The sequence below is a fragment of the Streptomyces sp. CNH287 genome, assembly GCF_000424825.1.
In genome coordinates this window covers 39,385-63,518 of record NZ_KE384253.1, presented here as the reverse complement: position 1 = coordinate 63,518, position 24,134 = coordinate 39,385, and the positions used below count along the sequence as shown (strand labels likewise).

Annotated in this window: 20 protein-coding genes and 1 pseudogene; 18 read left to right on the top strand and 3 right to left on the bottom strand. The window is 72.1% G+C overall.

The window, feature by feature from the left end; genetic code table 11:
• Nucleotides 1-202: 202 nt before the first annotated feature.
• The 11 genes and pseudogenes from H299_RS0129770 to H299_RS0129720 all read left to right on the top strand — a co-directional run bounded on the left by H299_RS0129770 (nt 203) and on the right by H299_RS0129720 (nt 14,277).
• Nucleotides 203-1,663, top strand: coding sequence for an aldehyde dehydrogenase family protein (locus H299_RS0129770; RefSeq protein WP_027751412.1), 1,461 nt, complete (start codon nt 203-205; stop codon nt 1,661-1,663).
• Between the two features lie 135 nt (nt 1,664-1,798).
• On the top strand, nt 1,799-2,380 hold the full coding sequence (locus H299_RS0129765) for a TetR/AcrR family transcriptional regulator (protein ID WP_027751411.1): 582 nt from the start codon (nt 1,799-1,801) through the stop codon (nt 2,378-2,380).
• Between the two features lie 19 nt (nt 2,381-2,399).
• Nucleotides 2,400-2,972, top strand: a complete 573-nt coding sequence (locus H299_RS0129760) for a DUF4865 family protein (RefSeq protein WP_027751410.1) — start codon at nt 2,400-2,402, stop codon at nt 2,970-2,972.
• 915 nt (nt 2,973-3,887) lie between these two features.
• Entirely contained in the window at nt 3,888-4,652 is a 765-nt protein-coding gene (locus H299_RS0129755) for a metallophosphoesterase (protein ID WP_027751409.1), read from the top strand.
• A gap of 170 nt (nt 4,653-4,822) precedes the next feature.
• Nucleotides 4,823-6,753 (top strand): annotated as a pseudogene (locus tag H299_RS36985) (acyl-CoA dehydrogenase family protein).
• Nucleotides 6,754-6,825: 72 nt separating this feature from the next.
• The gene (gene dxr, locus H299_RS0129745) at nt 6,826-8,082 is read left to right on the top strand and encodes a 1-deoxy-D-xylulose-5-phosphate reductoisomerase (RefSeq protein ID WP_027751408.1); all 1,257 of its coding nucleotides are present in this window, start codon (nt 6,826-6,828) and stop codon (nt 8,080-8,082) included.
• Nucleotides 8,079-9,383, top strand: a complete 1,305-nt coding sequence (locus tag H299_RS0129740) for a site-2 protease family protein (protein ID WP_027751407.1) — start codon at nt 8,079-8,081, stop codon at nt 9,381-9,383. The genes dxr and H299_RS0129740 overlap by 4 nt, the downstream gene beginning before the upstream one ends.
• A 214-nt stretch (nt 9,384-9,597) precedes the next feature.
• Complete coding sequence (ispG, locus tag H299_RS0129735) at nt 9,598-10,779, top strand: flavodoxin-dependent (E)-4-hydroxy-3-methylbut-2-enyl-diphosphate synthase (RefSeq protein WP_027751406.1); 1,182 nt, start codon at nt 9,598-9,600, stop codon at nt 10,777-10,779.
• Nucleotides 10,780-10,903: 124 nt separating this feature from the next.
• On the top strand, nt 10,904-11,749 hold the full coding sequence (locus H299_RS0129730; protein ID WP_027751405.1) for a GNAT family N-acetyltransferase: 846 nt from the start codon (nt 10,904-10,906) through the stop codon (nt 11,747-11,749).
• A 163-nt stretch (nt 11,750-11,912) separates the two neighbouring features.
• Nucleotides 11,913-12,482 (top strand): GNAT family N-acetyltransferase, encoded by a 570-nt coding sequence (locus tag H299_RS0129725; protein WP_027751404.1) that lies wholly within the window; start codon nt 11,913-11,915, stop codon nt 12,480-12,482.
• Nucleotides 12,483-12,564: 82 nt separating this feature from the next.
• Nucleotides 12,565-14,277 (top strand): proline--tRNA ligase, encoded by a 1,713-nt coding sequence (locus H299_RS0129720; RefSeq protein ID WP_027751403.1) that lies wholly within the window; start codon nt 12,565-12,567, stop codon nt 14,275-14,277.
• A gap of 115 nt (nt 14,278-14,392) precedes the next feature.
• Here the strand turns inward: H299_RS0129720 and H299_RS0129715 are convergent, their stop codons facing one another.
• From H299_RS0129715 to H299_RS0129705, 3 genes are all read right to left on the bottom strand, one after another.
• A complete protein-coding gene (locus H299_RS0129715; protein ID WP_027751402.1) occupies nt 14,393-15,313 on the bottom strand; it encodes an aminoglycoside phosphotransferase family protein in 921 nt (306 codons plus the stop codon).
• A 73-nt stretch (nt 15,314-15,386) separates the two neighbouring features.
• Complete coding sequence (locus tag H299_RS0129710) at nt 15,387-15,863, bottom strand: ferritin-like domain-containing protein (RefSeq protein ID WP_027751401.1); 477 nt, start codon at nt 15,861-15,863, stop codon at nt 15,387-15,389.
• Complete coding sequence (locus tag H299_RS0129705) at nt 15,860-16,501, bottom strand: hypothetical protein (RefSeq protein ID WP_027751400.1); 642 nt, start codon at nt 16,499-16,501, stop codon at nt 15,860-15,862. Before H299_RS0129705 ends, H299_RS0129710 begins: the two co-directional genes overlap by 4 nt.
• A gap of 462 nt (nt 16,502-16,963) precedes the next feature.
• On the opposite strand from H299_RS0129705, the gene rimP reads away from it, so the two are divergent.
• The 7 genes from rimP to truB all read left to right on the top strand — a co-directional run bounded on the left by rimP (nt 16,964) and on the right by truB (nt 23,951).
• Nucleotides 16,964-17,503: a ribosome maturation factor RimP gene (gene rimP, locus H299_RS0129700; RefSeq protein WP_027751399.1), complete on the top strand. Its 540-nt coding sequence runs from the start codon at nt 16,964-16,966 to the stop codon at nt 17,501-17,503.
• Nucleotides 17,504-17,505: 2 nt separating this feature from the next.
• Nucleotides 17,506-18,534 (top strand): transcription termination factor NusA, encoded by a 1,029-nt coding sequence (gene nusA / locus H299_RS36980; RefSeq protein WP_051262983.1) that lies wholly within the window; start codon nt 17,506-17,508, stop codon nt 18,532-18,534.
• 61 nt (nt 18,535-18,595) lie between these two features.
• Nucleotides 18,596-18,871 carry a YlxR family protein gene (locus H299_RS38775; RefSeq protein WP_078513151.1) on the top strand — a complete coding sequence of 92 codons (276 nt, stop codon included), beginning with the start codon at nt 18,596-18,598 and terminating at the stop codon, nt 18,869-18,871.
• Nucleotides 18,872-19,030: 159 nt separating this feature from the next.
• Nucleotides 19,031-22,054 carry a translation initiation factor IF-2 gene (infB, locus tag H299_RS38770; protein WP_078513150.1) on the top strand — a complete coding sequence of 1,008 codons (3,024 nt, stop codon included), beginning with the start codon at nt 19,031-19,033 and terminating at the stop codon, nt 22,052-22,054.
• 127 nt (nt 22,055-22,181) lie between these two features.
• A complete protein-coding gene (locus tag H299_RS0129685; protein WP_027751397.1) occupies nt 22,182-22,478 on the top strand; it encodes a DUF503 domain-containing protein in 297 nt (98 codons plus the stop codon).
• A gap of 15 nt (nt 22,479-22,493) precedes the next feature.
• Entirely contained in the window at nt 22,494-23,030 is a 537-nt protein-coding gene (gene rbfA, locus H299_RS36975) for a 30S ribosome-binding factor RbfA (RefSeq protein WP_051262982.1), read from the top strand.
• The gene (gene truB, locus H299_RS0129675; RefSeq protein WP_486587487.1) at nt 23,031-23,951 is read left to right on the top strand and encodes a tRNA pseudouridine(55) synthase TruB; all 921 of its coding nucleotides are present in this window, start codon (nt 23,031-23,033) and stop codon (nt 23,949-23,951) included.
• The last annotated feature ends 183 nt before the right edge of the window (nt 23,952-24,134 follow it).

Sequence of the window (24,134 nt, the reverse complement as noted above, 5' to 3'; positions counted from 1 at the left end):
GCATACTCGCGTCTTGGCATGGCCTGGTCAAGTATTGGGGTGTCTTCTCGGCCGCCTAAGGACAATCCGGCGTGAGGGTGGGCGGGATTCTGCCGCGCTGGACAATCAAACTTCAGGGGCTTGCGCCCTACGGTGGGCGGCAGAGAGCCAACCGCATCATCCCCTTCATTTCCCCACCATTTCGGAAGGGCCGGGATTCACTGTGCCAGCCACGAAGGAAGTCGCCACCCACGCGTTCTGGCTCGCCGGCCGTCAGGCGACCGGCGAGGAGTCATTCGAGGTCACCTCTCCCTGGGACGGCCGCGTCGTCGGCGCCGTGAGCGTGCCCACCGCGGACCAGGTCGAGGAGGCCGTGGCCGCCGCCGTCTCGGTCGCCGCCGAGTTCGCGGCAACCCCCGCGCACGTACGGGCAGCTGCGCTCGACCACGTCTGTTCCCGGATCAAGGAGCGGGCCGAGGAGATCGCGGAACTGATCTCGGCCGAGAACGGCAAGCCCATGAAGTGGGCGCGCGGCGAGGTGGGCCGGTGCATCTCGGTCTTCCGGCTGGCGGGAGAGGAGGCCCGCCGCTTCAACGGCGGCGTGGCCCAGCGCCTCGACTCCGACGCGGGCGGCACCGGCCGGCTCGGGCTGACTCGTAGGTTCCCGCGTGGCCCCGTACTGGGCATCGCGCCTTTCAACTTCCCGCTCAACCTCTGCGCCCACAAGGTCGCCCCGGCCCTCGCGGTGGGTACCCCGATCCTGCTCAAGCCCGCCCCCGCCACGCCGCTGTCCGGTCTGCTGCTCGGCGAGCTGCTGGCGGAGACCGACCTTCCGGCCGGCTCCTGGTCGGTGCTGCCGGTGCCGAACGACCGGATGCCGGCTCTGGTGCAGGACGAGCGGCTGCCCGTCGTCTCCTTCACCGGCTCCGCACCGGTCGGCTGGTCCATTCTTGACTCGGCGCCGCGCAAGCGCGTCACCCTGGAACTGGGCGGCAACGGCGCGGCCGTGGTGCTCGCCGACTATGCCAGCGATGCCGACATCGACTGGGCGGCGCAGCGCATCGCCACGTTCTCCAACTACCAGGGCGGGCAGTCCTGCATCTCCGTGCAGCGCGTCATCGCCGATGCCTCGGTCTACGACCGGCTCGTGCCGAAGATCGTCGAGGCGGTCGAGGGGCTCCGGACCGGAGACCCCGCCGACTCCGCCACGGACGTGGGCCCGCTGGTGAGCGAGGACGCGGCCAAGCGTGTCGAGGCCTGGGTGGCCGAGGCCGTGGTGGCCGGGGCCAAGGTGCTCACCGGCGGTACGAGGGACGGCGCGACCTACGCCCCGACGGTGCTGGAGAACGTCCCCGCCGACACCAAGATCGGTTGCGAGGAGGTCTTCGGGCCGGTCATGTCCGTCACCAGGGTCGAGGGTGAGGAGGCGGCGTTCGCCGCGGCGAACGACTCCCCTTACGGGCTCCAGGCCGGAGTGTTCACCCACGACGTCCAGGCCGCCTTCCGTGCGCACCGTGAGCTGGAGACGGGCGGCGTGATCATCGGTGACGTGCCGTCGTACCGGGCGGACCAGATGCCCTACGGCGGCGCCAAGCAGTCCGGAGTGGGCCGCGAGGGCGTGCAGTTCGCGATGGAGGACTACACCTACGAGCGGGTCATGGTGCTCACCGGCCTCGACCTCTGAGGTCCTCGGCCAAGCTCACGGGGCGCGCCCCCGTGCGCTCCGCCCCCGCTCCACACTCCTGCCGCTGCCCGGTCGCAGGACCGGGCAGCGGTTCTTTGCCTGGACTGTGTACCTACTGGTATGTACAGTCGCTGCATGAGCACAGCCGAGAAGCTGATCGCTGCCACCCAGGAGCTGCTCTGGGAGCGGGGCTACGTGGGCACCAGCCCGAAGGCCATCCAGCAGCGGGCTGGTGCAGGCCAGGGCAGCATGTACCACCACTTCACCGGGAAGCCGGGCCTCGCGGCCATCGCCGTACGGCGCAGTGCCGAGCAGCTGCGGGCGTCCGCGGAGCGGGATCTGCGCAGTGGGGGCAGTGCGGTGGAGCGGGTGCGGGCCTACCTCACGCGGGAGCGCTCCGTACTGCGCGGCTGCCGCATCGGAGGTCTCGCGCAGGATCCGGAGATCATCGCCGACCCGGACCTGCGCCGCCCGCTGGAGGAGACCTTCGAGTGGCTGCGCGGCCAGTTGGCGCAGGTGCTCCAGGAGGGCCGGGAGAGCGGAGAGCTGACGGCCTCGCTGGACGCACGGGCCACCGCCGCCACCGTCGTCGCGGTCGTCCAGGGCGGTTACGTCCTCGCCCGGTCCGCCGCCGACGAGGCGCCCTTCCAGCAGGCCATCGACGGTCTCCTGGCGCTCCTCGAGGCTGCCCGCACGCTGCCCCGCACCTCCGCCTGACCTGACGGGAATATGTTTCATGCACGCCATGCAGTACGAGATCACCCTGCCCGCCGACTACGACATGGGGGTCATACGCCACCGGGTGCGGACCAGGGGCCACCTGCTCGACGGCCTGCCGGGGCTGGGCCTCAAGGCCTTCGTCATCCGCGAGCGGGGCAAGGACGGCTCCACAGTCAACCAGTACGCGCCCTTCTACCTCTGGCGTGACCCCGAGGCCCTCACCGACTTCCTGCGCGGCCCCGGATTCGGTGGTCTCACCGCCGACTTCGGGCGACCCGCCGTACGGAACTGGCACGGCCTCGCCCAGGCGGACGGCCCGGCACGGTCCGAATCCCCCGAGGCGGCGGAGCGGCTGGTGCGGCCCGTTCCGGAAGGCGCGGACATCGCCACCGAGATCGCTGCCGCGCACGAGGAACTGCGCTCGACACTCCGCGAGCCGGATGTCCACAGCGCCGCCCTCTGCCTGGACCCGCACCGCTGGGAGCTGGTCCGCTTCGTCCTGCGCCGTCGACCCGCCACCGGGGACCCCGAAGGCGAGCGCTACCAGGTGCTGCACCTGTCCCATGGCACGGGCGGCGCAGGCCGTTGATCCGCACCGTACTGGGCGACCGGAGCCCCACGGGCCTCGGTGCCTTCGACTCGCACGACCACGTGTTCCTGCACAGCGCACCGCTGACCGGGCAGGAGCTGGCCGACCGGACCGCCGCCGAGGCGGAGGCTGCGCCGGTTTGCGGCGCTCGGCGGCAGCGTCCTCGTCCGGTGGACCCCTGGGGGATGGGGCGGCGCGCGGGAGAACTGGTGGGCCTCTCACGCCGCATCGGTGTGCACCTGGTGGCGGCCACCGGACTCCACCAGGCCCCAGCACTACGCGTCGGACCCGCACGGCACCTCGGAGGGAAGCCCTCCCCGGGACCTGGCCGGACTCTTCGTCGACGAACTCACCCCGGGGCATCCGCGGCGGACGGGGCAGCCAAGGCGGCGCCCGTGGCGACGGCGCCCGCGAGCGGGGCTCGTCAAGGTCGCCGGGGCTTCCACCACCTGGGCTTCCATGCCCGGACCGCCCTCTCCTCCGCCGCGGACGCGCACCATGCCACCGGCGCGCCCCTCGCCGTGCATCTGGAGGGCGGACCGCCGCGCTCGACTCGTCGAACTCCTCTGCCGGGACCGGGGCGTATCTCAGCACCCTGTGCTGCTCGGCCATCTGGGCCGGTGCGCCGATCGGCGCATGCAGCGGTACGCCGTCCGCCGCCACCGGAGCCCTGCTCGTGTTCGACGGCCCTTCCCGCGCCCACCACGCCACCGACGGCGGTCTGCTGGATTCCCTCGAAGTGCCGGCCGCCGCCGGACACGCCGAGCAACTCCTGCTGGGGAGCCGACACGACCACCACCACCGCCCGCGCTGCCCCGGGCGCCGCGTACCTCCTGGGCCGGGCACTCGCCGCCCAGATCTTCCCGCACAATCCCGCCCGCGCTTTCTCCGTCACCTGGAAGTGAGATCCCGCCCGTGTTCGTCTTCGCCCACTTCAGCGACATCCACCTCGGCCAGGACCGCGACGGCGACCACGGCGCCCGCGCCCGCGAGCGCACCGTGCGCGTGCTGCGCTACCTGGACGACCTGCCCGGCGAACTGGACGCCGTGCTGCTCACGGGCGACATAGCGGACCACGGCGCACCCGAGGAGTACGAGGAAGCGGCGAAGCTGCTCGCCGGCTCCCGCCACACTCCGCTGCTCTGCCCCGGCAACCACGACGTACGGGGCCCGTACCGCGCCGGGCTGCTCGGCGGCGACGCCGCGGACGCCACCCCCGTCAACGCGGCACACCGCCTGCCGGGAGCGACCTTCCTGATGTGCGACTCCAGCATTCCGGGGCGAGACGCGGGCCGTCTCGACGACGCCACGCTCGCCTGGCTGGACGACGAACTGAGCGCAGGGCCGCACGAGGCCCCGGCATTCGTCTGCTTCCACCACCCGCCTGTGCCGCTGCACGCGCAGTACGCCGACACCGTCCGGCAGACCGGCGAGGAGCGGCTCGCCGCGGTGACCGCCCGGCACCCGCACGTCGCGGCGTTCCTGTGCGGTCACACCCACACGGCCGCGGCGACCACCTTCGCCGGGCTGCCGATGATCGCGGCCCCGGGCGTGGTCTCGACGCTGCGCATGCCCTGGGAGGGCAAGCCCTTGATCGACTACGGGCTGCCGCCGATGCTCGCCTTCCACATCCACGACGACGAGGGCCGCCTCACGACCCACTACCGCGCTGTGCCCTGACCCCCCGTACGCCGCCCCGCCGCCTTCGCGCGGGTCCGCCCCGCGCGGGGGCTGGCACCCACGGTGCGTATCGGGTACATACGGACGAGTAGCACCCGTCGGCAGAGTCTGTGCGAGTACGCGGGCGCCCATGCGCCGTGAGCGCCGGAAGTGCGAGGTGGACGAGCGTCATGACCGTCACGGAGCGCGAGGCACGAGAGGTGGCCGAGGCCGCCCGTGAGCAGGGCTGGCGCAAGCCCAGTTTCGCCAAGGAGCTGTTCCTCGGCCGGTTCCGGCTCGATCTCATCCACCCCTGCCCCGAGCCGGAACCGGAGTCCGTACGCCGCGGCGAGGAGTTCCTCGGCCGTCTCCGCACCTTCTGCGAGACCGCTCTGGACGGCGCGCTGATCGAGCGCGAGGCCCGTATCCCGGACGAGGTCCTGCGCGGGCTCAAGGAGCTGGGCGCGCTCGGCATGAAGGTCGACACCGAGTACGGCGGCCTCGGCCTCTCCCAGGTCTACTACAACAAGGCCCTGACGTTGGTCAGTTCGGTCAGCCCCGCGGTCGGCGCGCTGCTCTCGGCGCACCAGTCGATCGGTGTCCCCCAGCCCCTGAAGATGTTCGGCACCCAGGAGCAGAAGGACACCTTCCTGCCGCGCTGCGCCCGTACGGACATCTCGGCGTTCCTGCTGACCGAGCCCGACGTGGGCTCCGACCCCGCGCGGCTCGCCACCTCCGCGGTGCCGGAGGGGGACGAGTACGTCCTCGACGGGGTGAAGCTGTGGACGACCAACGGCGTGGTCGCCGACCTGCTGGTCGTCATGGCGCGGGTGCCCCGTACGCCGGAGCGCCGGGGCGGCATCACCGCGTTTGTGGTGGAGGCGGACTCGCCGGGTGTGACCGTCGAGAACCGCAACGCGTTCATGGGGCTGCGCGGCCTCGAGAACGGCGTCACCCGCTTGCACCGGGTGCGCGTGCCCGCCGCGAACCGGATCGGCCCGGAGGGGGAGCGGGCCTCAAGATCGCACTCACCACGCTGAACACCGGCCGGCTCTCGCTGCCGGCCACCTGTGTCGGTGCGGGCAAGTGGTGCCTGAAGATCGCCCGGGAGTGGACCGGTGCGCGCGTCCAGTGGGGCAGGCCGGTGGCGAAGCACGAGGCCGTCGGCAGCAAGATGTCCTTCATCGCGGCGACGACCTTCGCCCTGGAAGCCGTACTCGACCTCTCTTCCCAGATGGCGGACGAGGACCGCAACGACATCCGGATCGAGGCCGCGCTCGCCAAGCTCTACGGCTCCGAGATGGCCTGGCTGATCGCGGACGAACTGGTCCAGATCCGCGGCGGACGGGGCTTCGAGACCGCGGAGTCCCTGGCAGCCCGCGGCGAGCGTGCCGTACCGGCCGAACAGGTCCTGCGCGATCTGCGCATCAACCGCATCTTCGAGGGATCCACCGAGATCATGCACCTGCTGATCGCCCGTGAGGCGGTCGACGCGCACCTCGCCGTCGCCGGTGACCTGATCTCGCCGGAGGCGTCACTGTCCGACAAACGGCGGGCCGCCGTGGCCGCAGGCGGCTTCTACGCCCGGTGGCTGCCCCGACTCGTCGCCGGTGCGGGGCAGCTGCCGGGCTCCTACGCCGAGTTCGGTGACCTTGCCCCGCACCTGCGCTACGTCGAACGCGCCGCACGCAAGCTCGCCCGCGCGACGTTCTACGCCATGACCCGGTGGCAGGGCCGGATGGAGACGAAACAGGGCTTCCTGGGCCGCGTCGTGGACATCGGCGCGGAGCTCTTCGCGATGAGCGCCGCATGCGTACGAGCCCAGCAGTTGCGTCGTGACGGGGCCCACGGCGGCACGGGCACCGGCGCCGGCAGCGGGCGGTCGGCGCCGCAGCTCGCGGACGCCTTCTGCCACCAGGCCCGCATCCGCGTCGACGAGCTGTTCGGCAGGCTGTGGACCAACACGGACGACCTGGACGGCCGCGTCGCCCGCGGCATCCTCGAGGGCTCCTACAGCTGGCTCGAGGAAGGCATCATCGACCCCTCCGGCGACGGCCCCTGGATCGCCGACCAGACGCCGGGCCCCACCCGGCGGGACAACGTGCACCGGCCCGTCCGCTGACCCGCCGGACGGGCCCCGTACGGCGGGAGGGCGCGGTGACACGGGTTCCGGCGGACCAGACACAATAGGGCAATGACCAACTCCCTCGCTGATCCGCACACGCGCTTCCCGGCCGGTGCCACGGCACCAGACGGCCCTCGCGACATCGTGATTCTCGGGTCGACCGGCTCCATCGGCACCCAGGCGGTCGACGTGGTGCTGAGCAATCCCGGGCGCTTCCGGGTCACCGGGCTGTCGGCGGCGGGTGGCCGGGTGGGCCTGCTGGCAGGGCAGGCCCACCGGCTCCAGGTGCGTACGGTCGCGGTCGCGCGGGAGGACAGGGCCGTCGAACTGCGGCAGGCGCTGCGCGCGGAGTACGGGGCCGGAGAGCCGATCCCCGAAGTACTGGCCGGCCCCGACGCCGCGACCGAACTGGCCGCCGCCGAGTGCCACACGGTACTCAACGGCATCACCGGTTCCATCGGCCTCGCCCCCACCCTGGCGGCGCTGAAGGCCGGTCGGCTGCTGGCCCTCGCCAACAAGGAGTCGCTGATCGTCGGCGGCCCGCTGGTGAAGGCGCTCGCGGCACCCGGCCAGATCATCCCTGTCGACTCCGAGCACTCCGCGCTCTTCCAGGCGCTGATGGGCGGCACCCGCCAGGAGGTGCGCAAGCTCCTGGTCACCGCCTCGGGCGGCCCGTTCCGGGGCCGCACCCGGGCGGAGCTCGCCGAGGTGACGCCGCAGGACGCCCTCGCCCACCCCACCTGGGAGATGGGCCCCGTCATCACTGTCAACTCCGCGACCCTGGTCAACAAAGGGCTGGAGGTGATCGAGGCCCACCTGCTCTACGACATCCCGTTCGACCGCATCCAGGTTGTCGTGCACCCGCAGTCCTTCATCCACTCCATGGTGGAGTTCACCGACGGCTCGACCCTGGCCCAGTGCGGCCCGCCGGACATGCGGCTGCCCATCGCGCTCGCGCTGGGCTGGCCCGCCCGGGTCCCCGACGCCGGTCCCGTCTTCGACTGGTCCAAGGCCATGTCCTGGGAGTTCTTCCCGCTGGACGAGAAGGCGTTCCCCGCCGTGCCGCTCGCCTGCCACGTCGGTGCGCTCGGCGGCACCGCGCCGGCCGTCTTCAACGCGGCGAACGAGGAGTGCGTCGACGCGTTCCTCGCCGGCAGGCTGCCCTTCACCGGGATTGTCGATACGGTCTCCGCTGTGGTCGGTGAACACTCCGGGAGCCATTCCACGGGAACCGATCCGACCCTGTCCGATGTCCTGGAGGCCGAGAGCTGGGCGCGTAGCCGAGCCCGCGAGCTGGCCCAGGCCGTAGTGGAGGCCCGTGCATGACGACGTTCATGACCATCCTCGGCATAGTCGTCTTCGTCGTCGGCCTGCTCTTCTCCATCGCCTGGCACGAGCTGGGGCACCTGTCCACGGCCAAGATGTTCGGCATCCGGGTGCCGCAGTACATGGTCGGTTTCGGGCCGACGATCTTCTCGCGGCGCAAGGGCGAGACCGAGTACGGCATCAAGGCGATCCCGCTCGGCGGCTACATCCGCATGATCGGCATGTTCCCCCCGGGCGACGACGGGGCCATCAGGAAGCGCTCCACCTCGCCCTTCCGGGGCATGATCGAGGACGCGCGAGCCGCGGCGTTCGAGGAGCTTCAGCCCGGCGATGAGAAGCGGCTCTTCTACACGCGCAAGCCGTGGAAACGCGTGATCGTGATGTTCGCCGGGCCGTTCATGAACCTGATCCTGGCCGTGGGGATCTTCCTGAGTGTGCTGATGACATTCGGCGTCAACACCACCACGACCACGGTCTCCAGCGTCTCCGACTGCGTCCTCCAGGCCTCCGCCGACACCGGCAAGTGCACCAGCGGCGCCCCGGACTCCCCGGCGAAGGCCGCGGGCCTGAAGCCGGGCGACGAGATCGTGGCCTTCAACGGCCACAAGGTCACCGAGTGGGACGAACTCCAGCAGGACATCCGCGACACCATCGGCCCGGCCACCCTCACCGTGGAGCGCGACGGCGCGCGCAAGACCCTGCACGCCGATCTGGTGGAGAACCAGGTCGCCAAGTTCGACGGCCGCGGCGGCTATGTCGAGGGCGAGTTCGTCACCACCGGCTTCCTCGGCTTCACCCCGGCCAGCGGCATCGTCGAGCAGTCCTTCCCGCAGGCTGTCGACCGGATGGGCGACATGATGGTCGACGGCGTCCAGGCGCTGATAGACCTCCCCGCCAAGATCCCCGACCTGTGGGACGCGGCGTTCGGCGACGGGGAGCGCGAGCAGGACTCCCCGATGGGCGTCGTGGGCGCGGCCCGGGTCGGCGGCGACGTCTTCGCGCTGGACATCCCGCCGGAGCAGCGGGTGGCGACCATGCTCTTCCTGGTGGCGGGCTTCAACCTGTCGCTGTTCCTCTTCAACATGCTGCCGCTGCTCCCGCTCGACGGCGGCCACATGGCCGGAGCACTGTGGGAGTCGGTCCGCCGGAACGTCGCCAAGGTCTTCCGCCGTCCGGACCCCGGGCCGTTCGACGTGGCACGGCTGATGCCCGTCGCCTACGTGGTCGCGGGCGTTTTCATCTGCTTCACGCTGCTGGTGCTCGTCGCCGACGTGGTGAACCCCGTACGCCTCACAGGCTGAGGGCCCGTACCGGAAAGTGACGCCCGGGCGGCTCTCCCCGGGCGTCACCGTGTACCGCCTCGCGCGCCCGGCTCCTCGGCTAGCCTGGTTCCTGCACGCACGCGGACCTTCGCTCCTCCCGCGCGGAGGGGGTTCCAGCGGCCACCCGCCGGTTCGTCCACCGAGAGCCGCTGCCCGATCACGCAGCGTGCTTTGCCGTCACGAGAGAAGGCCCATGACCGCGATTTCGCTCGGAATGCCGGATGTACCGATCAAGCTCGCCGAACGCCGCAAGAGCCGGAAGATTCAGGTCGGTACGGTCGCCGTCGGCGGCGACGCGCCCGTTTCCGTGCAGTCGATGACCACCACCCAGACCTCGGACATCGGCGCCACGCTCCAGCAGATCGCGGAGCTGACGGCGTCGGGGTGCCAGATCGTGCGGGTGGCGTGCCCCACCCAGGACGACGCGGACGCCCTGGCGACCATCGCCGCGAAGTCGCAGATCCCGGTGATCGCGGACATTCACTTCCAGCCGAAGTACGTGTTCGCCGCGATCGACGCGGGGTGTGCGGCGGTGCGGGTGAACCCGGGCAACATCCGGCAGTTCGACGACAAGGTGAAGGAGATCGCGAACGCGGCGTCGGCCGCGGAGGTGCCGATCCGGATCGGGGTGAACGCGGGGTCGCTGGACCGGCGGCTGCTGGCGAAGTACGGGCGGGCGACGCCGGAGGCTCTGGTGGAGTCGGCGCTGTGGGAGTGCTCGCTCTTCGAGGAGCACGGCTTCCGGGACATCAAGATCTCGGTGAAGCATAACGATCCCGTGGTGATGGTCAACGCCTACCGCCAGCTGGCGGCCCGCTGCGACTATCCGCTGCACCTGGGGGTGACGGAGGCGGGTCCGGCGTTCCAGGGGACGATCAAGTCCGCAGTGGCCTTCGGCGCACTGCTCTCGGAGGGGATCGGGGACACGATCCGGGTGTCGCTCTCGGCACCGCCCGCGGAGGAGTGCAAGGTGGGGATGCAGATCCTGGAGTCGCTGGGCCTGCGGGAGCGGCGGCTGGAGATCGTGTCGTGCCCTTCCTGCGGTCGCGCGCAGGTCGACGTCTACAAGCTGGCGGACGAGGTGACCGCCGGGCTGGAGGGCATGGAGGTGCCGCTGCGGGTGGCGGTGATGGGCTGCGTCGTCAACGGCCCCGGCGAGGCGCGGGAGGCGGACCTGGGCGTGGCCTCCGGCAACGGCAAGGGGCAGATCTTCGTGAAGGGCGAGGTCATCAAGACCGTGCCCGAGTCGAAGATCGTCGAGACTCTCATCGACGAGGCCATGAAGATCGCGGAGCAGATGGAGAAGGACGGCGTCGAGTCCGGCACCCCCGTCGTCACCGCGGCGGGTGAGCCCGCGCCGTCAGCCGTCGGTTGAGCGCTGGGGGCAGCAGGCCGCCCGCGGCGCGGGAGGGTCGAACAGGCTCGCCGTGCGGCCCGGAGGTAGAGTGCGGGGAGATCGTTCCCTACGCCCACGGGCAGCACGGCGAGGCGGCCAGCACGTGTTGACGACCACCGCGCTCAAGGTGCTCGAGCCCAGCGCGCTCGACGAGACCCTTGCCGTGTTGCGCCGTGAACCCGTGAACAACGCGTTCGTCACCGCCCGCGTGCAGGCGTCCGGCCTCGACCCCTGGCGCCTGGGCGGCGAGATGTGGGGCTGGTACCACCGGGGGCGCCTCGAGTCCCTGTGCTACGCCGGGGCCAACCTCGTCCCCCTGTGCGCCGGGCCCGCCGCCATAAGCTGCTTCGCCGACCGGGCCCTGCGCCAGGGGCGCCGCTGCTCCTCCATCGTGGGCCCCGCCAGGCCCACCGCCGCGCTGTGGTCCGCGCTGGAGCCGCACTGGGGCCCCGCCAGGGACGTGCGCCCGCACCAGCCGCTGATGGTGACCGAGACGGTTCCGCCGGACATCACGCCGGACCCCCTCGTACGGCGCATACGCAAGGACGAGATGGACCTCATCCTGCCCGCGTGCGTGGCGATGTTCACCGAGGAGGTGGGCATCTCCCCGCTGGCGGGCGACGGGGGTCTGATCTACCAGTCGCGCGTCGCCGAGCTGGTCGGCTCGGGGCGCTCCTTCGCGCGCGTCGAGAACGGCAGGGTCGTCTTCAAGGCCGAGATCGGTGCGGCGACGGCGCACGCCTGCCAGATCCAGGGCGTCTGGGTCGCCCCCGAACGCCGCGGCCAGGGACTGTCGGAGACCGGCATGGCCGCCGTGCTCCGCTATGCGCTGACCGAGGTGTCCCCGGTCGTCAGCCTCTACGTGAACGACTTCAACGCCGCCGCACGTGCGGCGTACCGCCGCGTGGGCTTCCGTGAGACCGGCGCGTTCATGAGCGTGCTGTTCTGACCCGAGCGCCGGGCGCCGGGCGCCGGCAGCGTTGCCGCTGGCCGCCGAGGCACCGTGGCGGCCTCGCGTCGACTCCCGCCGCGCGCCGCCCCGCGGTCGCGTTCGCCGACCGCACCCCCGGCCCGGCATGATCCCCGAGGCCGTCCCTAGTAGCCTCCCCGCCATGCTGCATTCTCCCGGGGACCAGCCCCCGGATTCCCGGGACGTCTCCGTCGGACCGCTCGACCTGGCCGCACGCGTGGACGACGCCCTGGCCGTACAGGCACTCGCCTTCGGCCTGACCGACGACGAGATCGGCGTCCGGCGGCACATCGTCCTGCGCCACGTCCGCGCGCCGTCGGCGCGGGCGTTCGGGGCGACCACCGAGGAGGGGCGGCTGGTCGGCTTCGGATACGGAATGCCCAACGACCGCACCCAGTGGTGGTCCACCGTTGTGCACCCCTATCTCCGGCAGGAGGGGAACGACGGCTGGCTCAGCGGCTCGTTCGTCATCACCGAACTACACGTGCACCCCGCCTTCCAGAACCGCGGCATCGGCCGGGAACTGATCACCCGGCTCACCGAGGGTGTCGCCGAGCCCCGCTCGCTGCTCTCCGCGCTCGACACCGAGAGCCCCGCCCGCGCCCTCTACCGCTCGCTCGGCTACCGGGACCTGGCCCGCCGGGTGCGCTTCCCCTCCGCCGCCAGTCCGTACGTCGTGATGGGCGCATGGCTGCCCCTGCGCGGACGGTGAGGGCGCGCGGAACTCATTTCGCCCTTGCCCGCGCCACCGGATAACCTCCTGACCTCACCGCAAACCGTACGCAGGAGATCCCATGGCAGCCCGTGTCCAGCGCATGTCCCGGTCGATGCTGAAGACGCTGCGCGACGACCCGGCGGACGCCGAGACGCTCAACCACAAACTGCTGGTACGAGCGGGATACGTGCGCCGCACCGCCGCCGGGATCTGGACGTGGCTGCCGCTCGGCAAGCAGGTGCTGGAGAACGTCACCCGTGTCGTCCGCGAGGAGATGGAAGCGATCGGGGGCCAGGAGGTGCTGCTCCCCGCGCTCCTGCCCAAGGAGCCGTACGAGGTCTCCGGGCGCTACACGGAGTACGGCGACCTGCTCTTTCGGCTCAGGGACCGCAAGGGCGGCGAGTACCTGCTCGGTCCCACGCACGAGGAGATCTTCACCCAGCTCGTCAAGGACCAGTGCAGCTCCTACAAGGACCTGCCGGTCATCGCCTACCAGATCCAGACCAAGTACCGGGACGAGGCCCGGCCCCGTTCCGGCATCCTGCGGGGCCGCGAGTTCATCATGAAGGACGCCTACTCCTTCGACGTCAGCGACGAAGGGCTCGAGGAGTCGTACGGGCTGCACCGGAGCGCGTACCAGCGGATCTTCGAGCGCCTGGGCCTCGACTACCGCATCGTCTCCGCCGTCTCCGGGGCCATGGGCGGCTCTGCCTCCGAAGAGTTCCTGGCCCCGGCCGCCGCGGGGGAGGACACCTTCGTCAGCTGTCCGGCCTGCGGCTACGCGGCCAACACCGAGGCGGTCACGACCACCGTGCCGGCCGTCGACGGCTCCGCGCACCCCGCCTCCCAGGAACTGGACACCCCGGACACCCCGACGATCGAGACGCTCGCCGCGCACCTCGGCGTCCCCGCCTCGGCCACGCTGAAGAACCTGCTGGTCAAGGTCGACGGCGAGATCACCGCTGTCGGCGTCCCGGGAGACCGCGAGGTCGACCTCGGCAAGCTGACGGAGCAACTCGCACCGGCGGTGGTGGAGCTGGTGACCGCCGAGGACTTCACCGACCGCCCGCACCTCGTGCGCGGCTACGTCGGTCCGCAGGGCGGAATGGCGGGCAAGGCGTTCCGGTACCTGGCGGACCCGCGGGTCGCGCCTGGCACCGCGTGGATCACGGGCGCGAACAAGCCCGACACCCACGCGCGTGACGTCGTGTGCGGGCGCGACTTCGAGGTCGACCGCTACCTGGACGTGGTGGTCGTCGAGCCCGGGGACCCCTGCCCCACCTGCGGGGCAGGGATCGAGCTGGGGCGGGCGATCGAGATCGGCCACATCTTCCAGCTCGGCCGGAAGTACGCCGACACCTTCGGGTTCGACGTCCTCGGCCAGAACGGCAAGCCCGTGCGCGTGACGATGGGCTCGTACGGCGTCGGCGTCTCCCGCGCCGTCGCGGCGCTCGCCGAGCAGACCGCGGACGAGCAGGGACTGTGCTGGCCGCGCGAGGTCGCCCCCGCGGACGTGCACGTGGTGGCGGCGGGCAAGGCCGCCCAGACGGAGCTGGCACTGGAGGTCGCCGGTCAGCTGGGGGCGGCCGGGGTCCGGGTGCTCGTGGACGACCGGGCCGGGGTCTCGCCCGGTGTGAAGTTCACGGACGCCGAGCTGATCGGGGTACCGACGATCCTGGTCGTCGGCAGGGGAGCCAAGGACGGTCTGGTCGAGCTGAAGGACCGGCGTACAGGTGCGCGCGAGGAACTCCTGGTGGCCGAGGCGGTGGCCCGCCTCGCCGAGGCGGTCTGATCCCGGGTGATCCCGAGCCGCGTGGCCCTCCGGTACAACGGCGGGCCACGCGGCGTACGGGGCGGCGCTGGGGCTCGGGGGCGCGGCGTACGGGGCAGCGCGGCGTACAGGGCTGTCAGAGCCAGCCCGCGAACTCCAGCAGGGCCTCGCCGTCCGCGCGGTTCCCGCGAGACAGGTTGCGCACGCCCGACTCGACCGCCCGGTACACAGTCCAGCCGCGCAGCCGTTCGCGGTCGACGTCGAGCGAGTCCGCCAGCCGATGCAGGCGTCGTCGGGTGGCCGCCGGGGCGCCCGGCGACGCCAGCAGGTCGTGCAGCCGGTCCCGCACCAGCCTCGCCAAGTCGTACGCCCGCTCACCCACCAGCGGTTCCGGGCCCACGGCCAGCCACGGTGCCCGCTCCGCGTCGGCGGCGAGTACCGTGCCCTGCCGGAAGTCACCGTGCAGCAGCACGGACTCGGGCGCGTCGGCCACCAGGTCCGCACGCAGCGCGAGCGCCTCGTCGGTCAGCCCGGTGACCTCGGGCGGCGCCCCCGCGAGGAGAGCCTCCGCCGCGGCGGTGTGCTTCTCGACGGTGGGGAAGCCGTGCCCCGCCGGCGGGTCCACCCACAGCCGCCGCACCGCCGAGGCGGCCTCCAGTATCGCCTTCGCCTCGGGCAGCGAGCGCAGCGACACCTCGCCGTGCAGGCGCTCCAGCAACAGGGCCCCCTCGTCCGCACGGGCACCGCCATGGAGCACGCGTACGGCCCCCCAGCCGTCCCAGTGGGCGAGCGCGGCCTCCTCCAGCGTCGCCGAACTCCCCGGGGCCGCCAGCTTCAGCGCGCCGGGCGTGCCGTCGCGCTGCCGCACCAGGACGATCAGCGAGCCTCGTCCGCCGGGGGAGACCACGCGCTCCGCCGTCAGCTCCCAACGCTCCAGTACGCGCTCCAGAAGCCCGGGGAGCGCGGCGAGCCAGGCGGCGGCGACGGCGCCGTCGGGATGCCCTGACAGCGCCTGGACGAGCCGCTGCGGGGGGTCGAGGGGCAGAGGGGAGGGCATTGCCGGGCAGAGCCTTTCCTGACGGGCCGGGAATCGGACGGGGCCGGACGCGGGTGTCGGGCGCCCGGCCCGGTCACAGCTCGCGCGTCTCCTCGTCCGGTCCGGCCGAAGGCGTGCGGCGTGCCGGTGCGGCACGCTCGGGAAGCCCAGGGAAGGCTACGCCCGTGCCCCGCCAGCGGACCGCCCGGACGGCCGCTTCGCGCAGCGCGTCGGCCGCCTCGCGGCGCCGGGCTCCGTCGCTGGAGCGCACGAGGTCCGCGTAGACGGCGGCGACACGGTCCTCCAGTTCCGCCGCCAGGCGTACGGCGGCCGGACCGTCCGGTACGGCGAACGGCAGCGCGTAGGCGGCGGCAGCGGCCTCCGGCTGGCCGCCCAGATCACGCACCGTACGCCGCAGTGTGTCCCGTCGTGCGCGGTGCGCGTCGTACGCCGTGCGGGCCTCAGCCCGGCGTGGCTGCGCGATGCGGCCCCCGACGACCCCGTAGCCGTACACGGCCGCGTGCTCCGCGGCCAGCGCCGCCTGCGCGGCGGCCAGTTCCCCGGTCGTCATGTGTCACGCTCCGTCAGCAGGTAGGTGTGCGCGGCGCCGTTCGCCGCCAACGAGGCCAGCAGCCGGGCGAGTTCGGGCGGGGCACCGGCCAGCGCCCGGACGCGGGCGTCCGCGGTGCGGCGCTCCGCGTCCGCGAGCGCCGCCAGCGCGGCCTTCTCGTCGCCGGGAATCCGCTCCGCTGCGCCCCGCGTCCGTCCGCTACCGTCCGCGTCGCGGTGCCCGGATTCCGCCCCGTCGCCGCCCTTCGCGTCAGGGCTCTTCCCGCCACCGCTGCCCGCCTGGCTGCCCCCCGTCTCACCGTCGGACCGGGCGCCGTTCCCCGCGCCGGTACCCCGCCCCGCCGGCTCGCCGGTCAGCTCCTCCACGTGGCGGGCGACGGCGGCGCGCAGCGGCCCGAGGCGTTCGGTGAGACCCGGGTGGGCGGTGACCGTGCGGTCGTAGCGCGAGAGCAGCCGCGTGCTGTCCCGTGCCGCCGTACGCCGCAGTTCCCGTGCCTCGTCGGTGCGTTCCGGCCCAGGACCCTCAGCGCCGCCGGAACAGCCGCTGAGGACCACCACGGCGCCGGCCCCGCAGAGGGCACCGGCCAGCAGCGACCTTCTGCGAGGCCCGGTGACCTCGTGCGCTCGCGTGGGCGGCATGGTGCACTCCCTGGCAGTGGTGCGTCCCCCCATGGCGGGGAGGGCTCGGTGTTCCCGGCGCGCGGCGCCCGGCGCGCGGGTCCCGGTCCGGCAGGTAGCAGGCCCGTCCGCGAGCGTGATCGCGCCAGGTGAGAGTACCTGTGTGATTTCCGGCTTAGCCGCCCGGCTGTCCGGGGCGCGCCCGTGGCGCACTCCAGCGGCGCAACGACGGTGCGGTGAGGGGCCGCGACGGGGCGGAGCACGGCCGGTCCACGCGCCTTCGCCGCCCCCCGCCGTCACGCGATCCCGGCCGTCACGTGATCCCGCCCCGTACGCCGCCCGAGACGGGGCGGAATCCGGTCGGCGCCCCCCGCGCGGCCCTCGCCCCGAGTGCGGTCGGCGCAGGCCGCCGCAGGCGATAGGCTTTGACACCGACACGTGACCATTCCCTACAACAGCACACGCGGCCGAGGAGTCACCCGGATGAGCACGACCCAGAGCGAGAGGCTTCGCGGACTGCTGGAACCGCTCGCCGGCGACAGGGGGCTGGATCTCGAGGAGATCACCGTGACCCCTGCCGGGAACCGGCGCGTGCTGCGCGTCGTGGTCGATTCGGACGAGGGTGTCCAGCTGGACGTCTGCGCCGAGCTGAGCCGCTCGGTCTCCGAACTGCTGGACGACTCGGACGTGATGGGCGGCGCGCCGTACGTCCTCGAGGTGACCTCGCCCGGTGCCGAGCGTCCGTTGACGACACGTCGTCACTACGACCGCGCGGTGGGCCGCCTCATCAGGGTGCAGCAGCACGAGGGCGGCGAACTCGTCGCCCGGATCACGGCTGTGGACGATGCGGGAGTGGATCTGGAAGTGCCGGGTGTCAAGGGCCGCAAGCCCACCCGGCGACGCCTCGGCTTCGACGCGATCGCCAAGGCGCGGGTAGAGGTCGAGTTCAACCGCAAGGGCGCTGAGCGCACGGCAGACGATCCGGCCGCAGCCGCCGACGACGAGAGCCAGGAGGAGGCGTAGCCGTGGACATCGACATGAGTGCCCTGCGGGGACTGGTCCGGGAAAAGGAAGTCTCCTTCGAGCTGCTGGTGGAGGCGATCGAGTCCGCGCTCCTCATCGCGTACCACCGCAGCGAGGGAAGCCGCCGGAGTGCCCGGGTGGAGCTGGACCGCGAGACCGGCCATGTGACGGTCTGGGCGAAGGAGAGCGCCGAAGAACTCGAGGACGGGGCCGAGCCCCGCGAGTTCGACGACACGCCAAGCGGCTTCGGCCGGATCGCCGCGACCACGGCCAAGCAGGTCATCCTGCAGCGGCTGCGGGACGCCGAGGAGGAGATCACCTTCGGCGAGTACGCGGGCCGTGAGGGTGACGTGGTGGCGGGCGTGGTCCAGCAGGGCAAGGACCCGCGGAGCGTGCTGGTCGACATCGGCAAGCTGGAGGCGATCCTGCCTCCGCAGGAGCAGGTGCCCGGCGAGGACTACGCGCACGGCACCCGCCTGCGTACCTACGTGGTGCGGGTGGCGAAGGGCATGCGCGGCCCCTCGGTGACGCTCTCGCGCACCCATCCCAATCTGGTCAAGAAGCTCTTCGAGCTGGAGGTCCCCGAGATCGCGGACGGCTCGGTGGAGATCGCGGCCATCGCCCGTGAGGCGGGACACCGTACGAAGATCGCGGTGCGGTCGACGCGCTCCGGGCTGAACGCCAAGGGTGCCTGCATCGGCCCGATGGGCGGGCGGGTGCGGAACGTGATGGCGGAGCTGCACGGCGAGAAGATCGACATCGTCGACTGGTCCGACGACGCGGCCGATCTCGTGGCGAACGCGCTGTCGCCGGCCCGGGTCAGCAAGGTGGAGGTCGTCGACCTCGCGGCCCGTTCGGCGCGGGTGATCGTGCCCGACTACCAGCTGTCGCTGGCCATCGGCAAGGAGGGGCAGAACGCCCGTCTCGCCGCCCGGCTGACCGGCTGGCGGATCGACATCCGCCCGGACACACCGCCGAGTAGTGCACCGGAGGCGGACCGTGACCGGGGGCAGGCCGCCGAGCAGGCTTGAATCAGCCAGTGCGCCCACACCCCCGGAGGAGTGAGGCGGCGCGGGGAGGTAGACTTAACAGGTGTCTGGCCGGACGCGAGCGCATGCATGCCCTGAGCGGACTTGTGTGGGCTGTAGAAAGCACTCTGGGAAGGGCGATCTGCTGCGTGTGGTGAGGATCGGGGACCGTTGCGTTCCGGATCTTCGCGGTACGCTGCCCGGCCGGGGTGCGTATGTGCATCCTGTACGGACCTGTGTCGATCTGGCGGTCCGCCGCCGGGCGTTCCAGCGGGCCTTCCGGGCCCCGGGTGCGCTCGATACCGCGGAACTGCGGACCACACCGCTGGCAACACCGTAGGACAGCCCGCGCGAAACCCCGCGCGGGATCAGGTACCTCGCGAGTTGGAAGTAGGTCGAGATTGCGATGAGCAGCACTCGATGAGTACGCGATGAGTACGCCCATGCATAAGTAGCGAAGGTCCGGCGGACACCCACCCCGGACCGTATAAGGAGCGAAGTGGCTAAGGTCCGGGTATACGAGCTCGCCAAGGAGCTTGGAGTCGAAAGCAAGGTCGTCATGGCCAAGCTCCAAGAACTAGGCGAATTCGTCCGTTCGGCGTCCTCGACCATTGAGGCGCCAGTAGTACGCAAACTTTCCGACGCCTTCGACGGCGGCGCCAAGAAGTCCGCCGCGAAGCCCGCGGCACCGAAGAAGTCCGCTGCGGCCCCCAAGCCGGGCGCGGCCCCCGCGGCCCCGAAGCCGGGTGCCGCCCCGCGGCCCGGCGCCCCCAAGCCGGGGCAGTCCGCCCCCAGGCCCGCGGCGCCCGCCGCACCGGCGGCAGAAGCCGCCAAGCCCGCCGACTCCGGCCCCCGGCCGGGCCCGAAGCCACCGGCCCCCAAGCCGGCTCCGGCCCAGCCCGCGGCCCCGGCGAAGCCCGAGTTCACGGCGCCGCCCGCGGCGCCCGCCGCACCGGCGGCATCCCCGGCCGCGCGGCCGGGTGCGCCCAAGCCGGGTGCCCCGAAGCCCGCACAGGGCGCCAGGCCTGGTCAGGGCGGTGGCTCGGCCGGCGCGAAGCCGGGCGGTCGCCCGTCCGGCCCGCGCCCGGGCAACAACCCGTTCACGTCCGGCGGTTCCACCGGAATGGCCCGCCCGCAGGCGCCCCGCTCCGGTGGCGCGCCCAAGCCGGGTGGCCGTCCGCCGGCGCCCGGTCAGGGTGGTCAGGCCGGTCCCCGTCCGCAGGCACCCGCCGGCGGCCGTGCCACTCCGGGCAACATGCCTCGTCCGCAGGGCGGCGCAGGCCAGGGCGGTCCCCGTCCCGGCGGCGGCAACCGTCCGAACCCCGGCATGATGCCGCAGCGTCCCGCCGCGGGCCCGCGCCCCGGTCCGGGCCGCAGCGGCCCCGGCGGCGGTGGCGGCGCGGGCCGTCCCGGTGGTGGCGGCGGCGCGGGTCGTCCCGGTGGCGGTGGCGGCGGTTTCGCCGGCCGTCCCGGTGGCGGTGGCGGCGCGGGTCGTCCCGGTGGCGGTGGCGGCGGTTTCGCCGGCCGCCCCGGTGGTGGCGGCGGTGGCCGTCCCGGCTTCGGCGGCCGTCCCGGCGGCCCCGGTGGCCGCGGTGGCACGCAGGGTGCCTTCGGCCGCCCCGGCGGTCCGGCACGCCGTGGCCGCAAGTCGAAGCGGCAGCGGCGCCAGGAGTACGAGCAGATGCAGGCGCCGTCCGTCGGCGGTGTGATGCTGCCGCGCGGCAAGGGCGAGACCGTCCGGCTGTCGCGTGGTGCCTCGCTCACGGACTTCGCGGAGAAGATCAACGCCAATCCGGCATCGCTGGTCCAGGTGATGTTCAACCTGGGCGAGATGGTCACCGCGACCCAGTCCGTGCCCGACGAGACGCTGCACCTCCTCGGCGAGGAGATGAACTACCTCGTCCAGATCGTCAGCCCGGAGGAGGAGGACCGCGAGCTTCTCGAGTCCTTCGACATCGAGTTCGGCGAGGACGAGGGCGGCGAGCAGGCCCTGGTGCCGCGTCCGCCGGTCGTCACCGTCATGGGTCACGTCGACCACGGCAAGACGCGTCTGCTGGACGCTATCCGCAAGACCAACGTCATCGAGGGCGAAGCGGGCGGCATCACCCAGCACATCGGCGCCTACCAGGCAAAGACCGAGGTCAACGGTGCCGAGCGCAAGCTCACCTTCATCGACACCCCGGGTCACGAGGCGTTCACGGCCATGCGTGCCCGTGGCGCCAAGTCCACCGACATCGCGATCCTCGTGGTGGCGGCCAACGACGGCGTCATGCCGCAGACGGTCGAGGCGCTGAACCACGCCAAGGCGGCCGACGTGCCGATCGTCGTCGCGGTCAACAAGATCGACGTCGAAGGTGCGGACCCGACCAAGGTGCGCGGTCAGCTGACCGAGTACGGCCTGGTGGCCGAGGAGTACGGCGGCGACACCATGTTCGTCGACATCTCCGCCAAGCAGGGCGAGAACATCGACGGACTGCTGGAAGCCGTCGTCCTCACCGCGGACGCCGCGCTCGACCTGCGGGCCAACCCGGAGCAGGACGCCCAGGGCATCGCGATCGAGGCTCACCTCGACCGCGGCCGCGGCGCCGTGGCGACGGTCCTGGTCCAGCGGGGCACGCTGCGGGTCGGCGACACCATGGTCGTGGGCGACGCCTACGGCCGAGTGCGCGCGATGCTCGACGACAAGGGCGACCAGATCAAGGAAGCCCACCCGTCGACGCCCGTTCTGGTGCTCGGTCTCACCAACGTGCCGGGAGCGGGTGACAACTTCCTGGTCGTCGACGAGGACCGTACGGCCCGTCAGATCGCCGAGAAGCGCGCCGCCCGTGAGCGCAACGCCGCCTTCGCCAAGCGGACCCGCCGGGTCTCGCTGGAGGACCTGGACAAGGTGCTCAAGGCCGGCCAGGTGCAGCAGCTCAACCTCATCATCAAGGGCGACGCGTCCGGTTCGGTCGAGGCCCTGGAGTCCTCGCTGCTCCAGCTGGACGTCGGCGAAGAGGTCGACCTCCGGGTCCTGCACCGCGGCGTCGGTGCGGTCACCGAGACCGACATCGACCTGGCGACCGGCTCCGACGCCATCGTCATCGGCTTCAACGTGCGCGCCGAGGGGCGTGCCACGCAGATGGCCGAGCGCGAGGGTGTGGACGTCCGCTACTACTCGGTGATCTACCAGGTCATCGAGGAGATCGAGGCGGCGCTCAAGGGCATGCTCAAGCCGGAGTACGAGGAGGTCGAGCTGGGCACCGCGGAGATCCGCGAGGTCTTCCGCTCGTCCAAGCTCGGCAATATCGCGGGTGTGCTCATCCGCTCCGGCGAGGTCAAGCGCAACACCAAGGCCCGGCTCCTGCGCGACGGCAAGGTCGTCGCGGAGAGCCTCAACATCGAGGGTCTGCGGCGCTTCAAGGACGACGTCACCGAGATTCGCGAGGGCTTCGAGGGCGGCATCAACCTCGGCGGCTTCAACGACATCAAGGTCGACGACGTCATCGCCACCTACGAGATGCGGGAGAAGCCGCGCAGCTGATGTTGCGGGGCTGACCGGGCGCGGCACTCGCTGCCGCGCCCGGTCCCCACGGTGCGAGCGGTCCCGGGCCGGTCGGCGGAGCGGAAACTCCGTCGATCGGCCCGGGCATTCCGCGTACGATCACCGGGTGTATGTGGGGACTCTTTCTTTCGATCTGCTGCTGGGCGACGTGCATTCGCTCAAGCAGAAGCGATCAGTGATCCGTCCGATAGTCGCCGAGCTTCAGCGCAAGTACGCGGTGAGTGCGGCGGAGGTCGGCGAGCAGAATCTGCACCGTCGGACGAGGATCGGCCTCGCGGTCGTCTCGGGCGACGCGGCACACGTGACGGACGTGCTGGACCGGTGCGAGCGCATGGTCGCCGGTCGGCCGGAAGTGGAGCTGCTGTCCGTGCGGCGGCGGTTCCACGGTGATGAAGACGAATAGCAAGGAGACGGACCAGTGGCCGACAATGCGCGGGCGAAGAGGTTGGCTGACCTCATCCGTGAGGTGGTCGCCCAGAAGCTGCAACGGGGCGTCAAGGACCCCCGGCTCGGCTCGCACGTGACGATCACGGACACGCGTATCACCGGCGACCTGCGGGAGGCGACGGTCTTCTACACGGTGTACGGGGACGATGAGGCGCGCGAGCAGGCCGCCCAGGGTCTGGAGAGCGCCAAGGGCGTGCTCCGTTCGGCGGTGGGCGCGGCGGCCGGGGTGAAGTTCACCCCGACGCTGACGTTCGTCGCGGACGCGCTGCCCGACAACGCCAAGGCGATCGACGATCTGCTCGCCCGGGCGAAGGCGTCCGACGAGGAGGTGCGCAAGGTGTCCTCCGGCGCGGCGTACGCCGGGGAAGCGGACCCGTACCGCAAGCCCGCGGAGGACGACGACGCGGACGGCGCCGAGGCGGACTCCCACGGCGACCCGGCTGGTGCCGAGGCCGGAGCCGACGCCGAAGAGCACGGTCGGGGCGCTGCCGGGGACGGGGCTGGCTGAGTGAAGCGCGGGATTTCGCAGGAGCCCGGCGGGCTTGTCCTTGTCGACAAGCCCGCCGGTTTCACGTCGCACGACGTCGTGGCGAAGATGCGCGGTATCGCGCGCACGCGGCGCGTGGGCCACGCGGGGACGCTCGATCCGATGGCCACCGGTGTGCTTGTTCTCGGCGTCGAGCGTGCCACCAAGCTGCTCGGCTATCTGGCGCTGACGGAGAAGGAGTACGTCGGCACCGTGCGCCTCGGGCAGACGACCCTCACGGACGACGCGGAGGGCGAGATCACCGCCTCGACCGACGCCTCCGCCGTGGCCCGCCCCGCCATCGACGCCGGCATCGCGGCGCTGACCGGCGATTTGATGCAGGTGCCGTCCAAGGTCAGCGCGATCAAGATCGACGGCCGGCGTTCCTACAAGCGGGCACGCGAAGGCGAGGATTTCGAGATCCCCGCCCGGCCGGTGACGGTCTCCGCATTCGAGGTGCACGGTGTGCGCGCGGAGCGTGCGGCGGACGGCACGGCCGTGGTCGACGTGCTGGTCTCGGTGGTCTGCTCCTCCGGTACCTACATCCGGGCGCTTGCCCGGGACCTGGGTGCCGGGCTCGGTGTCGGCGGCCATCTCACCGCGCTTCGCCGGACCAGGGTCGGCCCGTACGGCCTCGACGGGGCCCGCACGCTGGAGCAGCTCCAAGGGGAGCGGGACGCTTCCGACGCGATCTCCCTGCTGCCCCTGGGGGACGCTGCGGCGGCGGCCTTCCCGCGCTGGGACGTCGACGTCCGGCAGGCGGGGCAACTGGCCAACGGCATGCAGATCCCGATGCCGGGCACGGACGCCGGGCCGGTGGCCGCCTTCGGGCCGGAGGGCCGCTTCGTCGCTCTTGTCGAGCCGCGGGAGGGGCGGGCGAAGAGCCTCGCGGTCTTCGGTTAGGGCCTGTCGTTCGGACTTCGCCGCGTCGGCGAGCGCGAGGCCGGGGCCGGAGTTGAGGTCGGGGTCCTCCGGGCCCTGGGAGCTGGACAAGATCCCTATGACAAGCCCCGGGCGGGCCGCGGCGGATGGTCACCGGCCGGCGCTGGTGCCCGCACCGTGCGCTCGGTACGCCGCCACCTTCTC

Excerpts from the sequence above, each read along its gene's own strand:
- H299_RS0129705 (WP_027751400.1), bottom strand. The coding sequence starts at position 16,501 with ATGCCGCCCACGCGAGCGCACGAGGTCACCGGGCCTCGCAGAAGGTCG.
- H299_RS0129710 (WP_027751401.1), bottom strand. The coding sequence starts at position 15,863 with ATGACGACCGGGGAACTGGCCGCCGCGCAGGCGGCGCTGGCCGCGGAG.
- H299_RS0129740 (WP_027751407.1), top strand. The coding sequence starts at position 8,079 with ATGACGACGTTCATGACCATCCTCGGCATAGTCGTCTTCGTCGTCGGC.
- dxr (WP_027751408.1), top strand. The coding sequence starts at position 6,826 with ATGACCAACTCCCTCGCTGATCCGCACACGCGCTTCCCGGCCGGTGCC.
- H299_RS0129765 (WP_027751411.1), top strand. The coding sequence starts at position 1,799 with ATGAGCACAGCCGAGAAGCTGATCGCTGCCACCCAGGAGCTGCTCTGG.
- ispG (WP_027751406.1), top strand. The coding sequence starts at position 9,598 with ATGACCGCGATTTCGCTCGGAATGCCGGATGTACCGATCAAGCTCGCC.
- H299_RS0129725 (WP_027751404.1), top strand. The coding sequence starts at position 11,913 with ATGCTGCATTCTCCCGGGGACCAGCCCCCGGATTCCCGGGACGTCTCC.
- rimP (WP_027751399.1), top strand. The coding sequence starts at position 16,964 with ATGAGCACGACCCAGAGCGAGAGGCTTCGCGGACTGCTGGAACCGCTC.
- H299_RS0129720 (WP_027751403.1), top strand. The coding sequence starts at position 12,565 with ATGGCAGCCCGTGTCCAGCGCATGTCCCGGTCGATGCTGAAGACGCTG.
- H299_RS0129715 (WP_027751402.1), bottom strand. The coding sequence starts at position 15,313 with ATGCCCTCCCCTCTGCCCCTCGACCCCCCGCAGCGGCTCGTCCAGGCG.
- H299_RS0129760 (WP_027751410.1), top strand. The coding sequence starts at position 2,400 with ATGCACGCCATGCAGTACGAGATCACCCTGCCCGCCGACTACGACATG.